Below are 13,828 nucleotides of genomic sequence, written 5' to 3'. Positions count from 1 at the left end.
GGCCAAGGGTAAAAACCGGTCCCGGGGGTCGCCAGCGTAAGAAAAAAGACTTTTATAATAATTGCATCCCATGAAAATTTTAAGGCTCCCCATTTTACTGGGCATTTGTTTATCGATGGCACTGCCCCTGCTGAGCCAGGAAGCCCAGGGGGACGAAGCCGGTTTCAGGCAGTACAGGGGACAGGTCCTGGACGCGGAAACCAACGATCCGCTCGTTTTTGCAACCCTCACCCTCGACCAGTACAATATCAGTACGGTTACCAATTCGGAAGGCGGATTCCTGTTGAAGGTGCCCGAATCGGTCACCGATGCCATGGTGGAAATCTCCTTCCTGGGGTATAAGAGCCGGCAGGTTCCCCTGCTGCAATTCAGTCCGGAGGACAATGAATTGCTGCTCGAGGTGTCGGTGACCTCCCTGCCCGAGGTAGATGTGGTGGTACCCCGGGATGCGACCACCCTGGTCAAGGAAACCCTTCGCAAAGTGGGGGACAACTATTTTAACAACCCCACGAAGATGACGGCCTTCTACCGGGAAACCATCCGGAAGCGCAGGCGCAATGTCTCCCTTTCCGAAGCGGTGGTCACCATTTACAAAACCCCCTATATGTCTCCCCGCCAGGATGCCATGGAATTGTACAAGGCCCGCAAGAGCACTGATTACGACAAACTCGACACGGTCGCCCTGAAATTGCAGGGGGGTCCCTTCAACGCGCTGTTTGTCGATATCATGAAATATCCGGAATACATCTTTTCAGAGGACTATATAGATGATTACAATTTCTATTTTGAACGGAATACGCGGATAGACGACCGGCTGATCTTCGTAATCGGTTTTGAACAAAAAAAGGATGTGGCAGAACCCCTGTACCGGGGCCGGCTCTTTATCGACGGGGAAAAGAAGGTCCTGACCAGCGCCATCTTCTCTTTAAACATTACAGACCAGGATATGGCCAGCCGCATGTTTGTAAGGCGGAAACCTGCCAATGCCAGGGTGTATCCCACCGAGGTAGCCTACCGGGTGGACTACCGGGAGAAAGACGGACGATGGTATTACGGATACAGCAATGCCCTGCTCGAATTCAAGATAGACTGGGACCGGAAGCTTTTCAATTCGGTCTTCAGCCTGAGCTGTGAGATGGCCGTTACCGATTGGGAACTCAATGAAGCGGGTATGCCGAGGAATCGGGAGCGGGTGAAAACCTCCATTATCCTGAGCGATGAAGCCCTTGGGTTTGCCGACCCGGGCTTCTGGGGCGAATATAATATCATAGAGCCGGACAAGTCCATCGAATCCGCCATCCGCAAGATCCAGCGACAACTCAGGAGGGAAGACCGCAACAGCCCGGGCAAGCTTCCGTAGCCACCTCTCTCTACCTCTTTTGGATATCAACAATTGTTAATATCTAACGTTTATAACGTGTAAATTTTTTAAAGTGTTAATTTTTTGGAAATGAGAGGGTTTCGACCTATATTTATTCTGTGATCTAGTAGAAGTTGCCAGTCCATGGCAACGGCGAAAGGTCATTGCGAAGCCAGCGTTCTTTGTATTGTTGATTAACCTGAAGTTCGGAAGGCAGGTATGCCTGAAGGCTCAAAGGTGAGCCGCTCTAAGGAGGCTGTAGCTTCCGGAGTCGGTGGGGACTTATGCGTTACATGGAAAACCCAGGTTTGCCCTGTAAGTCAAAAGGACTAAGCAACAAAAAAGTAACGGCCAACGGACCTTGTTTTAGAAATAAGCCCCGGATGTCGTTGCAAACGTCAAACAGCTCAACGGCAACCCCGCGTTGCCTTGGAAGGCTTCAAGCCTGACAGAGAAAGTTGCAAGCTGTTTTAAAAAGCCATATCACTGTACCCGTTACGATGATATGGCTTTTGTTATTTATATAACCGGCCCGCCTTCACTTCCTCACAGGGCCCCCGGGGACATTCCCCAGAGCGGGGCTGTCTTTGCCCGCTTAAAATTGTATATTTGCTCCGCTTAAAAAAGATCGAAAATTCATGGCGACCATCCATTATACCAAGACCGACGAGGCTCCGGCCCTGGCAACCGCATCCTTTCTCCCTATCGTACAGTCATTTGCCCGTACCGCCGGGATCGAAGTAGCCACCAAGGACATCTCCCTTGCCGGTCGCATCCTGGCTGCCTTCCCGGATTTCCTGACCGAGGCCCAGCGCATCCCGAACGACCTCGAATTCCTGGGGAACCTGGCCAAAAAACCGGAAGCCAATATCATCAAACTGCCAAACATCAGCGCATCCATCCCCCAGCTGGAAGATGCAATCACCGAACTGCAGCGCCACGGATATGCCATCCCGGATTACCCGGCAGAGGCAACCACCCCGGAAGCCCGCGATATCAAGGGGCGCTACGACAAGATCAAGGGGAGTGCCGTGAACCCGGTCCTGCGGGAAGGAAACTCGGACCGGCGTGCACCGCGTCCGGTAAAGAACTTTGCCCGGAAGAACCCGCATACGATGGGCGCCTGGAGCGCCGACTCCAAAAGCCATGTGGCCACCATGTCCTCCGGGGATTTCAAGTCCAACGAGAAATCCGTCACCCTGGAAAAGGGGACCAAACTTCGGATTGAATGGGTTGGGGCCAACGGGGACAAACGGGTTTTGAAAGAAGATATTTCCACCCTGGACGGGGAAATCGTGGATGCCACCGTCATGGAAAAAGCGGCCCTTCTGAGGTTCCTGGACGAACAGGTTGCGAGCGCGAGGGAAAAAGGGGTGCTTTTTTCGGTGCACCTGAAAGCCACCATGATGAAGGTCTCCGACCCGATTATCTTCGGACACGTCCTGCACACGTACTTCAAAGAGGTATTTGACCGGTTTGGGGATACGTTCGAATCCCTGGGCATTGACGCGAACGACGGCCTGGAGAGCCTGCTGGACGACCTCGGAAAACTCCCGGAGGAAAAGGCGGCGGCCATCCGCGAAGCCATAGGGGCTGCCATGGAGAAGGGACCGGCCCTGGCCATGGTAAACTCCGACAAGGGGATCACCAACCTGCACGTCCCCAGCGATGTGATCATCGATGCCTCCATGCCAGCCATGATCCGGAACTCCGGACAGATGTGGAACGCCCAGGGCAAGCCACAGGACACCAAGGCCGTGATACCGGACAGCAGCTATGCGGGGGTCTACCAGGCGACCATAGAAGACTGCAAAAAAAACGGGGCGCTGGACCCCCGGACCATGGGAACCGTGCCCAACGTAGGCCTGATGGCCCAAAAAGCAGAGGAGTACGGCTCCCACGACAAGACTTTTGAAATTGCCGGCACCGGTACGGTACAGGTGGTGGACCAGGCCAGCGGGAAGGTGTTGCTGGCGCACCCCGTGCAGGCGGGCGACATCTGGCGGATGTGTCAGGTCAAGGACCTGCCGGTGCGCAACTGGGTGGAGCTCGCCGTTGAGCGGGCCCGGCTTTCCGGTACCCCTGCGGTTTTCTGGCTGGATCCCGAGCGTGCCCACGACCGGGAACTCACTAAAAAGGTCCATGCGTATCTGCCCGAAAAGACCATGGATGAACTGGACATCCGGATTATGTCGCCTGTTGAAGCAACCCACTATACCCTGGACCGGATCCGGGAAGGGAAGGATACCATCTCGGTAACGGGCAATGTGCTGCGCGACTACCTGACGGACCTCTTTCCGATCCTGGAGGTGGGCACCAGCGCCAAGATGCTCTCCATCGTGCCGTTGATGAACGGCGGGGGGCTCTTTGAAACGGGTGCCGGGGGTTCGGCCCCCAAGCACGTGGAGCAATTCCTGGAGGAAGGCCACCTTCGCTGGGACTCCCTGGGCGAATTCATGGCCCTGGCCGTGTCCCTGGAGCATTACGGGCAGAAAAACAAGAGTCCCCGGGCCAGTATCCTGGGGCGCACCCTGGACGAAGCCACGGAAAAATTCCTGGAGGAAAACCGGTCGCCTTCCCGCAAGGTGAACGAACTGGATACCCGGGGCAGCCATTACTACCTGGCGCGTTACTGGGCGAATGCGATCGCCTCCCAGGACCAGGATGCGGACCTGGCAGCAGCCTTCAAAAGTATTTCTAAGGACCTGGAATCCAAATCGGCGGACATCCTGCAGGAATTACTGGATGCCCAGGGGCTTCCCCAGGATATCGGGGGCTACTACCGTCCGGATCCCGCAAAAGTAAGCCGTGCCATGCGGCCGAGCGCTACCTTCAACACCATCCTGGAAAAGCTCTGAGGCTATCGGCACAACCCGACTGCAGGTACTTCCGGCAAATGGGCCCGCATCCATTTTTTACCTATTTTTAGGCAAAAGAAATTGCATGCGTTTTCCCTACCGGTTCCTGCCGGCCTGCCTCCTTATACTGCTGGCTGCATCCCCCCTCCTTGCCCAGGAGCAGCGCTATACCCTGAGCGGCACCATTTCAGATGCCGGATCCAATGAGAGCCTTATCGGGGTGAGCATCCTGGTCCCCGATTTAAGGACCGGGGCAACCACCAACGAATACGGGTTCTACTCCCTAACGCTGCCGGCCGGGACCTACGACATCGTTATCCGTTACCTCGGCTTCAGCGATATCCGGCAAACGGTTGACCTGACCACGGACCGCCGCCTGGATTTCAACATGGCGGAGGAAGCGGAACAACTGGACGAGGTGGTGGTTACCGAGCAGGCGGAACAACTGGACATCCGGCGTCCCCAGATGAGCGTTGCCACCCTCAAGACCGAGACGATCAAGCAGATCCCCGTGGTGCTCGGGGAAGCTGATGTAATCAAATCCATCCTGCTGCTGCCAGGGGTCACCAATGCCGGGGAATCCTCCTCTGGATTCAACGTACGGGGCGGTGCGGCCGACCAGAACCTCATCCTGCTCGACGAGGCCACTATTTTTAACTCCTCCCACCTTTTCGGTTTCTTTTCCGTTTTTAACCCGGACGCCATCAAGGATATCAAACTCTACAAGGGGGGGATACCCGCCCGTTACGGCGGCAGGGTTTCCTCCGTACTGGAAATCTACCAGAAGGAGGGGAACAGCCGGGAATTCCACATGAACGGTGGCATTGGGGCGGTGGCGAGCCGGCTGCTGGCCGAAGGACCCATTGTGAAGGACCGTGCCGCCTTCCTCGCCGGGGGACGTGCCTCCTATGCCCACCTGTTCCTCCCCCTGTTGGACATAGACAACAAGGCCTATTTCTACGATCTGAACACCAAACTGAATTACCGGGTGGACGACCGGAACAGCCTGTACCTGTCCGGCTACTTTGGCCGCGACCTCTTCAGCATCAACGACCTGTTTGTGAACACCTATGGCAACGCCGTGGTCAATTTCCGGTGGAACCACCTGTTTTCGGACAAGCTGTTCTCGAACCTGTCCCTGATCTATTCCGACTACTATTACGGACTGGAGCTCGATTTTGTCGGGTTTGAATGGGATTCGGGGATCCGGAATTTCAACCTGAAATACGACCTGAAGCATTACCTGAGGGACGGGTTACAGATCAACTACGGCCTGCACAACACCTATTATGTCTTCAATCCGGGGAAAATATCGCCCAACAGCCCAGAATCGGGTATTGTGGAAGAGCAGCTGACCAAAAAATACGCCAACGAAAATGCCTTGTATGTGGATGTTTCCCACGACATCTCCTCCAGGTTGAGCCTCGGGTACGGGCTTCGGATAAGCCAGTTCAACCGCCTGGGGCAGGACGAGTTCTACGTGTACGAAAATGACAACCCGGTGGCATTCGACGAATTCAGTCTGGTCTACCAGGAGGCGACCCCCATCGATACCCTGAGCACAGACCGCCTGGAAACCCTGGACAAGTTCCTGAACCTGGAGCCCAGGGTATCTCTGGCCTACGTACTGGGGGAAAACAGTTCCGTGAAGGCCAGTTATACGCGGATGGCCCAGTACCTCCACCTGTTGTCCAATACCAGCTCCCCCACCCCCCTGGATGTCTGGACCCCCAGCGGCCCCTATACGCGCCCGCAGCTCGTGGACCAATACGCCCTGGGCTACTTCCGGAACATCGCGGACCGGGACTACAGCCTGGAAACAGAAGTCTTCTACAAGGAAGTCCAGAACCGGATTGACTATATAGACGGGGCCAACCTGATCGCAAACAACGCCATCGAACAGGTCATCCTCAACGGGGAGGCCAGGGCCTACGGATGGGAAGTCCTGCTCCGGAAAAATACCGGTGCCCTGACCGGCTGGATTGCCTATACCCTGGCCAAATCGGAGCAGCGCACTCCCGGCAGGCAAACGGTAACCGGGACCGGGCGAACGGTTCAGGAACCCGGCATCAATTTTGGCGAGTGGTACAACACGCCATACGACAAACGGCACGACCTGGCCATTTTCGGCAGTTACGAGATCGACGACCGGTGGAGCCTGAATTCCAATTTCATCTTCCAGACCGGACAACCGACCAACTATCCCGTGGGGCAGTTCGAATTCGAGGGCCTGGTGGTCCCCTATTATGGGCTGAGAAACCAGGAACGCCTGCCTGCATACCACCGCCTGGATATTTCGGCAACCCTGCGGCCGCGCCGCTCCCGGGAGAAGAAAGTCCGGGGGGAATGGATCTTCAGCGTATACAATGTCTACAACCGCATGAACGCCGCTTCGATCAATTTCCGCCAGAACCAGGATACCGGCCGGAACGAGGCCGTACGTACCTCCATTTTCGGCATTGTCCCCTCGGTTACCTATAACTTCAGCTTCTGAAATGAAAAAGACCCGACACATCTTTGCCTTCTTTTTACCCGCACTGGCGGCCGGCTTATTGCTGGCACTGGCGGCCTGCGAGGAAGTCATCGAGGTGGAAACCCCGGTGGAGGACCCGCGGCTCGTGGTGGAGGGCCTGCTCCGCGTGGATACGACCCAGGAGTTTGTACCCGTCGAGATCCGGCTCACGCAAACGGCCGGCTTTTTTGATGAGGTGCAACCGGCCAGCGGGGCAGAAGTGATCATCATCCTCCAGATAATGGAAGATGGCATCCCGGTAAGTACGGGCACCAAAGCCCTGACCGAACTCGACCCGGGGAGCGGTATTTATTTCCCGGATCCGAGTTTCGATTCCGACCAGCGGCTTCGTGTGGACACAGTGGTGGAAAACGACATCCTCTACACCCTGGTCATTGCCTGGCAGGGCCGCAGGTATGCGGCCCAGACCCGTTATGTACCCGCAGTTCCCATTGATGCGGTTACCCAGGGCGATAAGACCCTCTTTGAAGAAGATGAAACCGAGGTGATCGTCAGCTACACCGACGCTGCAGACCGGGACGATTATTATGTGTTCGATTTTGGGTTCGGGGAATTCCTGCCCACGGAGGACACCTTCTACAAGGGGCAGGCCTTTTCTTTCTCCTATTTCTACGACCAGGGCTTCCCGCCCGGGACCGAGCTGGACATTGCCCTGCTGGGGGCCGACCAGCAGTTCTTCAATTATATGAACCTGCTCGTCCAACAGACCGAGGGGCTCAACAACCCCTTCCAGACACCGGTAGCCACGGTCCGGGGGAATGTCTTTGACGTCACCGGGATCGATAATATCGAACAGTTCGACAACACGGGCCAGCCCGGGGTTTTTGCACTGGGGTACTTTGCCATAGTTCAGGAATTCACAGCCAGCCTGATCCTTGAATGACATGCGCAAATCTTCCCAAATAGCGATTTATTTGCCGGCCTTTCTGCTGCTCCCTGTCCTGGGCCTCCTGCTTCTGGGAGCGTGCGAGGAGGTGGTGGAGGTGGAGACCCCGCAGGAGCCCCCCCGACTCGTAGTGGGCGGCCTGTTGCGGGTGGATGCGTCAGAACCCTTTGTGCCCGTCCGAATCCAGCTGTCGGAGACGGCCGGATTTTTCGGGGAACGCCCGGTCACCGATGCGGAAGCCGCAATCATCACCGTCAACCGTTTTGACGGGGAAACCCTGATTGAATCTTTCAACTCCAGCCTGGCCGAGGAGGCGCCCGGTACAGGCGTGTATATCCCTGACCCGGATGCGACCTCCGACCAGCGCATCCCTACTGTTTTCCTGAATGAGGAGGTACAGTTCATCCTGCAGATCCGCCATAAAGGGCGGCAGTACGTGGCCGAGACCTGGTATCAGCCGGTGGTGCAGATCGACTTTCTGGTTCAGGGCAGGCGCACGTTGCAGGAAGGGGACGAAACCGAGCTGATCGTCTCCTTTACGGATCCGGCCCGGGTGGACAACTTTTACCTCTTCGACTTTGGTTCGGCGGAATACCTGGTTACGGAGGATACGTTCTACCGCGGGCAGTTCTTCCAGTTCTCCTATTTCTACGAGGACCCGATCCCGGAAGGGACAGAGCTTCGGGTGAGCATCATGGGGGCCGACCAGCAATTTTACAATTACATGGACCTGCTCATAGAACAGAGCGCCCTTGAAGGCCCCTTCCAGACACCCGCAGCCACCGTAAGGGGCAACCTGGTGGACGCGACGGACATCGATAACCGGGACCGCTTCGACAACACGGACCGGCCCGATACCTTTCCCCTGGGCTATTTTGCCGTGGTCCAGGAACGCGTCCGCACCATCACGATCCGCTAGGGGGATTTTCCCTGAAATAACCCGCCATGGCTTCCTGCACCAGGTCATAGGCATTTGCCATGTTCCACTCCAGGCTGCGGGCTGGATCGGCAGCCTCGATCACCGCAGTCAGGCCCGCCCGGGCGAGGGCTTCCCGGTCGGCGGTACAACTCCCGCAAACGGCAATTACGGGGATGCCATGCCGGCGCCCCAGGTCGGTTACCCCCTGGATGAGTTTGCCCTGAAGGCTCTGGGAATCGATCCGCCCCTCGCCCGTAACCAGGTAGTCGACCGTTTCCCCTTTTAAATAATCCCGGATGCCGTTGAGGCGGAACACAAAGTCCGTCCCCCCCATAAACCGCGCCCCGAGGAATACCTGCAGACCAAAGGCCGTGCCCCCTGCCGCCCCGGCACCGGCCTCCTCCCCTGCCGAAATACCCAACTCATCGGCCACCCGGCGATCCAGGTGGCGAAGCCCCCGATCCAGGCGGGCCACCGCTTCGGGCGTGGCCCCCTTCTGGGGGGCATAGACATGGGCAGCGCCCTGTTCCCCCCACAGGGGATTGGAAACGTCGTTGATGGCCACCACTGCGGACCCCTCGGGAAGAACCTGTTCAGGTGCGATTATCCGGGCCACCCGTTCCAGGTTTTTGCCAACCGGTTCCAGCAACTCGCCGCTGCTGTCCCGGAATTCATAACCGAACTCAGAGGCAATCCCCATCCCCGCGTCGGTGGTGGCACTCCCGCCCAGGCCCACGTAGATCGTGCGTGCCCCCTGATCGAGCGCAGCCCGGATGAGGCGGCCGGTACCCCGGGTGGAGGTGGCAAGGGGATCCCTTTCCGATTCCGCAAGGAGTACCATCCCGGAAGCGAGCGCCATCTCGACGAAGGCCTCGCCGGACTTACCGTCGTAAAGGTATTCGGCGGTAATCTCCCGGCCCAGGGGGTCGGAGGTGGCCACGGTCCGCGTGGCTACCTCCCGTGTAGCCCGGACGGCAGACAGGAAGCCATCCCCCCCGTCAGAGGCGGCAAACCGCTTGAAGATTGCAGCCGGGCAGGACTGCCTCACCCCACCGGCAATGGCATCGCATACGGATTCGGCGCTCAGGGAGCCTTTGAATTTATCGGGTATCAGGACCAGCTTCATATTTGGGAGGATCGGTAACCGGAATATAACTATTCTGGTTATTTTTACCGCCGAATCCCCTTGAAAACCCGGCAATGGCAACGGATAAAAAGCTTCTGATCAAAGGCCTGCAACGGCTGGTTTACACCCTGGGCCTGATGTTTGCGGGCCCGGTTGTGCTCTACCAGGCCTTCAAAAACGAAGACCACCCCTTCTATATCCCCGTGCTGGTATTCGGAGCCATCCTGGCGATCGGGGCCGTGGCCATGGGCTTCTACAGTATCAAAACCCTCCTTGACGCCCTGTTCGGCTCTAAAAAATAGGGGGAGACCCCGGCGGTCCCCGCCGTTGGTTGCCCAGTAGCCCGGCAGGTAGTATCTTTGCGCTCTCAGAGTACCAGCGATATGATAGAAATTACGCTCCCGGACGGCAAGACCGTCGAATATCCCAAGGGATCCACCCCCCTGGACGTAGCCCGCGGCATCAGTGAAGGGCTTGCCAGGAACGTGATCAGCGCCCGATTCAACAACCGGAAGGTAGAGGCTTCCACCCCCCTGGAAACCGACGGGAAACTGATCCTCTACACCTGGAGCGACGAAGAAGGCAAAAAGGCCTTCTGGCACTCTTCTTCCCACGTGCTGGCGCAGGCCCTGGAAGAACTCTACCCGGGTATCAAGCTGACCATCGGCCCGGCCATCGACAGCGGATTTTACTACGATGTGGATTTCGGGGAGCACACCCTGTCCGAAAAGGATTTTCTGGCCATTGAGAAAAAGGCCCTTGAAATTGCACGGGGGAAACACGATTTCCGCATGCGGGAGGTTTCCAAAAAAGACGCCCTCGGCTATTACGAAAAAGAAGGCAACCCCTATAAGGTGGAGCTTATCGAAAACCTGGAGGACGGGGACATCACCTTTTGCGACCACGATACCTTTACGGACCTGTGCCGGGGTGGCCACATCCCGAATACAGGCCTGATCAAGGCCTTCAAGGTACTCAGCGTTGCCGGCGCCTACTGGAGGGGAGATGAGAACCGGCCGCAACTCACCCGGGTATACGGTATTTCCTTTCCGAAACAAAAGGAGCTGACCGAATACCTGGAAATGCTTGAGGAAGCCAAAAAGCGGGACCACCGCAAGCTCGGCAAGGAACTGGAACTCTTTACCTTTTCCCAAAAAGTCGGCCAGGGGCTGCCGCTCTGGCTGCCCAAGGGGGCTGCCCTGAGGGAGCGCCTGGAGCAATTCCTTAAAAAAGCCCAGAAAAAAGCGGGATACGAAATGGTGGTCACCCCCCACATCGGGCAGAAGGAACTCTACGTCACCTCCGGGCATTATGCAAAATATGGCGAGGACAGCTTCCAGCCCATCCATACCCCCAGGGAGGACGAAGAATTCCTGCTCAAACCCATGAATTGCCCGCACCATTGCGAGATTTACCGGGCCACCCCCTTCTCCTACCGGGAATTGCCCAAGCGCTATGCGGAATTCGGTACGGTCTACCGGTACGAACAAAGCGGGGAGCTCCACGGCCTGACCCGGGTCAGGGGCTTTACCCAGGACGATGCGCACATCTTTTGCACCCATGACCAGGTAGAATCCGAGTTCATGAATGTCATTGACCTGACGCTCTATGTCCTGGGATCCCTGGGCTTCGATAAATTTACCGCCCAGGTATCTATCCGCGACCCTGAAAACCCGGATAAATATATCGGGGATACGGCAAATTGGGAAAAGGCGGAAGCAGCCATCATCAACGCAGCTACCGAGAAAGGCCTGGACTTTGTCATCGAACCGGGGGAAGCCGCATTTTACGGGCCAAAACTGGACTTCATGATCAAGGATGCCCTGGGGCGCCAATGGCAATTGGGAACCATACAGGTAGATTACACTTTGCCGGAGCGCTTTGACCTGACCTATAAGGGGAGCGACAACGAACTGCACCGGCCGGTCATGATCCACCGGGCCCCGTTTGGCAGTATGGAGCGCTTTGTGGCCCTGCTCCTGGAGCATACGGGAGGGAATTTCCCGCTCTGGCTCACGCCCCAGCAGGCTATCGTTCTGCCAGTCAGTGAAAAGCATGAAAAATATGCCCAAAAAGTTTTAAATTCCCTGGAAAATCACGAAATTCGCGCCCTCCTAGATGCCCGCAGCGAGACCGTAGGCAGGAAAATACGGGAAGCAGAAATGGGAAAATACCCGTTTATGATCATCGTGGGGGATCAGGAACAGGCAGACGGTACGATTTCCGTGCGCCGGCACGGGGGCGAGGACCTCGGGTCCATTACGGTGGAAGCCCTGTCCGGCTTGGTAAACGCGGAAATAAATAGTACCTTAAAGTCGTTTTGAATTACGTTTAATTAAAATTTGTAGCCATAGCAATACGCAGAAGATTCAGGCCCAGGCCGCAGAGGGAAAACAAGACCCCTCACAATATAAATGAAAAGATTAAGGCGCCTCAAGTGCGCCTTGTGGGAGATAATGTCGAAATGGGGGTATACCCGATACGGGAAGCCCTTGCCAAGTCAGACGAAATAGGCCTCGACCTGGTGGAAATCTCCCCTACCGCAGATCCACCGGTCTGCAAGATCATGGATTACAAAAAGTTCCTTTACGAGCAGAAAAAGCGCGAAAAGGCAATGAAGGCCAAAGCCAGCAAGGTGGTGGTCAAGGAAATACGGTTCGGCCCGAATACGGACGACCACGATTACGATTTTAAGAAGAAGCACGCGGAGAAATTCCTCAAGGAAGGGGCCAAATTAAAGGCCTACGTATTTTTCAAAGGCCGCTCCATCGTGTACAAGGACAAAGGAGAAATCCTGTTGCTCCGCCTGGCCCAGGATCTGGAAGATTACGGGAAGGTGGAACAAATGCCGAAACTGGAGGGCAAGCGGATGACCATGTTCATCGCCCCGAAGGGAGGCAAAAAATAAAGTGAGAAAGTAACCCTAATACGTAACAAGCGAGACAATGCCCAAGATGAAGACAAAGTCCAGTGCCAAGAAGCGGTTTAAGCTGACCGGCACCGGAAAGATCAAGAGAAAGCACGCTTACAAGAGCCACATCTTGACCAAGAAGTCGAAGAAACGCAAGCTGAAGCTTACGCATTCTACGCTGGTGCATCCTTCAGACGAGGATAACATCAAGGAACAACTGCGGTTGAAATAACATCCCGCAAAGGTATCGGTTTAACCATGGAGTCAGGCCCTGAAAAGTCCCCGCACAACCGGGGCGCCTGCTACAAAAAAACAAAAAGAATATGCCAAGATCAGTAAATTCAGTTGCCTCAAGAGCCCGCCGCAAAAAAGTGATGAAGCAGGCCAAGGGGTATTTCGGCCGGCGTAAGAACGTCTGGACCGTAGCCAAGAACGCAGTGGAAAAGGCGATGCTTTATGCATACCGCGACCGCCGCAACAAAAAACGCAGTTTCCGCTCCCTGTGGATTGCCCGTATCAACGCCGGGGCCCGCATGCATGGGATGTCTTATTCCCAGTTCATGGGGCGGGTAAAAGCAAACAATATCGAACTCAACCGGAAAGTCCTGGCCGACCTGGCCATGAACCACCCGGATGCCTTCAAGGCAATTGTCGATAAGGTAAAATAGATATACGGAAACTTTCTCACCGGACCCCGTCGCCCTGCGACGGGGTTTTTTTATGCCTTTTTCCGGGGGACCATTCCCCTCAGATACCCTGACAGTTGATCATTCCCCGCTCAGGGTCAGCACCAACCAGCGCCCGGATGCGGCATCCCGGTGCTCACACAGGTAGATCCCCTGCCAGGTCCCAAGATTGAGGCGCCCCCCCGAGACGGGCAGGTGGACGGAGACACCCATCAGGGAGGCCTTGATGTGGGCGGGCATGTCGTCCGGTCCCTCCAGGGTGTGGCGGTAGTAGGGCGCATTCTCTGGCACCATCTGGTTCATGTGCTGCTCAAAATCTTCCCGTACCGTGGGGTCCGCATTCTCATTGACCGTAAGGCTGGCCGAAGTGTGCTTAATAAATAGGTGCAACAGGCCGGTTTCCACGGAATGGATTTCCGGCAGGGCATCGAGGATTTCTGAGGTGATCAGGTGGAACCCGCGCGGGCGGGCCTTCAGTCTTATTTCGCGTTGCGTCCACATCGGCTTAAGGTTATTTTAGATATTGTAGGACCCATTCTGCCGGGTAGG

Annotated in this window: 12 protein-coding genes; 10 read left to right on the top strand and 2 right to left on the bottom strand. The window is 56.3% G+C overall.

Translation table 11 applies throughout. The features are described 5' to 3' along the window. Window positions 1–70: 70 nt before the first annotated feature. From H7F20_RS12465 to H7F20_RS12445, 5 genes are all read left to right on the top strand, one after another. Complete coding sequence (locus H7F20_RS12465; RefSeq protein ID WP_185786505.1) at window positions 71–1,360, top strand: carboxypeptidase-like regulatory domain-containing protein; 1,290 nt, start codon at window positions 71–73, stop codon at window positions 1,358–1,360. Between the two features lie 638 nt (window positions 1,361–1,998). Next, window positions 1,999–4,218: an NADP-dependent isocitrate dehydrogenase gene (locus H7F20_RS12460; protein ID WP_185786504.1), complete on the top strand. Its 2,220-nt coding sequence runs from the start codon at window positions 1,999–2,001 to the stop codon at window positions 4,216–4,218. A gap of 85 nt (window positions 4,219–4,303) precedes the next feature. Beyond that, the gene (locus H7F20_RS12455; RefSeq protein ID WP_255444088.1) at window positions 4,304–6,712 is read left to right on the top strand and encodes a TonB-dependent receptor; all 2,409 of its coding nucleotides are present in this window, start codon (window positions 4,304–4,306) and stop codon (window positions 6,710–6,712) included. 1 nt (window position 6,713) lies between these two features. Then, a complete protein-coding gene (locus tag H7F20_RS12450) occupies window positions 6,714–7,634 on the top strand; it encodes a DUF4249 family protein (protein ID WP_185786503.1) in 921 nt (306 codons plus the stop codon). A 31-nt stretch (window positions 7,635–7,665) separates the two neighbouring features. After that, the gene (locus H7F20_RS12445) at window positions 7,666–8,556 is read left to right on the top strand and encodes a DUF4249 family protein (protein ID WP_255444087.1); all 891 of its coding nucleotides are present in this window, start codon (window positions 7,666–7,668) and stop codon (window positions 8,554–8,556) included. On the opposite strand, the gene H7F20_RS12440 is transcribed toward H7F20_RS12445, so the two are convergent. Continuing rightward, entirely contained in the window at window positions 8,543–9,682 is a 1,140-nt protein-coding gene (locus H7F20_RS12440; RefSeq protein ID WP_185786501.1) for a glycerate kinase, read from the bottom strand. The two genes, H7F20_RS12445 and H7F20_RS12440, sit on opposite strands and share 14 nt — an antisense overlap. A gap of 74 nt (window positions 9,683–9,756) precedes the next feature. Here H7F20_RS12440 and H7F20_RS12435 point away from each other — a divergent pair, with 74 nt between their 5' ends. The 5 genes from H7F20_RS12435 (at window position 9,757) to rplT (ending at window position 13,261) form a co-directional block, all read left to right on the top strand. Next, on the top strand, window positions 9,757–9,984 hold the full coding sequence (locus tag H7F20_RS12435) for a DUF6095 family protein (protein WP_185786500.1): 228 nt from the start codon (window positions 9,757–9,759) through the stop codon (window positions 9,982–9,984). 81 nt (window positions 9,985–10,065) lie between these two features. Further along, window positions 10,066–12,006 (top strand): threonine--tRNA ligase, encoded by a 1,941-nt coding sequence (gene thrS / locus H7F20_RS12430; protein WP_185786499.1) that lies wholly within the window; start codon window positions 10,066–10,068, stop codon window positions 12,004–12,006. 86 nt (window positions 12,007–12,092) lie between these two features. After that, complete coding sequence (gene infC / locus H7F20_RS12425) at window positions 12,093–12,590, top strand: translation initiation factor IF-3 (protein ID WP_370588529.1); 498 nt, start codon at window positions 12,093–12,095, stop codon at window positions 12,588–12,590. Window positions 12,591–12,627: 37 nt separating this feature from the next. After that, window positions 12,628–12,825: a 50S ribosomal protein L35 gene (rpmI, locus tag H7F20_RS12420; protein ID WP_185786498.1), complete on the top strand. Its 198-nt coding sequence runs from the start codon at window positions 12,628–12,630 to the stop codon at window positions 12,823–12,825. Window positions 12,826–12,916: 91 nt separating this feature from the next. After that, complete coding sequence (gene rplT / locus H7F20_RS12415; protein WP_185786497.1) at window positions 12,917–13,261, top strand: 50S ribosomal protein L20; 345 nt, start codon at window positions 12,917–12,919, stop codon at window positions 13,259–13,261. 99 nt (window positions 13,262–13,360) lie between these two features. Here the strand turns inward: rplT and H7F20_RS12410 are convergent, their stop codons facing one another. Further along, window positions 13,361–13,780 (bottom strand): secondary thiamine-phosphate synthase enzyme YjbQ, encoded by a 420-nt coding sequence (locus H7F20_RS12410; RefSeq protein WP_185786496.1) that lies wholly within the window; start codon window positions 13,778–13,780, stop codon window positions 13,361–13,363. Window positions 13,781–13,828: the final 48 nt, after the last annotated feature.

This window comes from Robiginitalea sp. SC105 (assembly GCF_014243345.1).
Classification (GTDB): domain Bacteria; phylum Bacteroidota; class Bacteroidia; order Flavobacteriales; family Flavobacteriaceae; genus Robiginitalea.
The sequence above is the reverse complement of the archived record's forward strand: the minus strand, read 5'-3'. Positions and strand labels throughout refer to the sequence as shown.

Excerpts from the sequence above, each read along its gene's own strand:
- H7F20_RS12465 (WP_185786505.1), top strand. The coding sequence starts at position 71 with ATGAAAATTTTAAGGCTCCCCATTTTACTGGGCATTTGTTTATCGATG.
- H7F20_RS12440 (WP_185786501.1), bottom strand. The coding sequence starts at position 9,682 with ATGAAGCTGGTCCTGATACCCGATAAATTCAAAGGCTCCCTGAGCGCC.
- H7F20_RS12410 (WP_185786496.1), bottom strand. The coding sequence starts at position 13,780 with ATGTGGACGCAACGCGAAATAAGACTGAAGGCCCGCCCGCGCGGGTTC.
- H7F20_RS12455 (WP_255444088.1), top strand. The coding sequence starts at position 4,304 with ATGCGTTTTCCCTACCGGTTCCTGCCGGCCTGCCTCCTTATACTGCTG.
- thrS (WP_185786499.1), top strand. The coding sequence starts at position 10,066 with ATGATAGAAATTACGCTCCCGGACGGCAAGACCGTCGAATATCCCAAG.
- rpmI (WP_185786498.1), top strand. The coding sequence starts at position 12,628 with ATGCCCAAGATGAAGACAAAGTCCAGTGCCAAGAAGCGGTTTAAGCTG.
- H7F20_RS12450 (WP_185786503.1), top strand. The coding sequence starts at position 6,714 with ATGAAAAAGACCCGACACATCTTTGCCTTCTTTTTACCCGCACTGGCG.
- rplT (WP_185786497.1), top strand. The coding sequence starts at position 12,917 with ATGCCAAGATCAGTAAATTCAGTTGCCTCAAGAGCCCGCCGCAAAAAA.
- H7F20_RS12435 (WP_185786500.1), top strand. The coding sequence starts at position 9,757 with ATGGCAACGGATAAAAAGCTTCTGATCAAAGGCCTGCAACGGCTGGTT.
- H7F20_RS12460 (WP_185786504.1), top strand. The coding sequence starts at position 1,999 with ATGGCGACCATCCATTATACCAAGACCGACGAGGCTCCGGCCCTGGCA.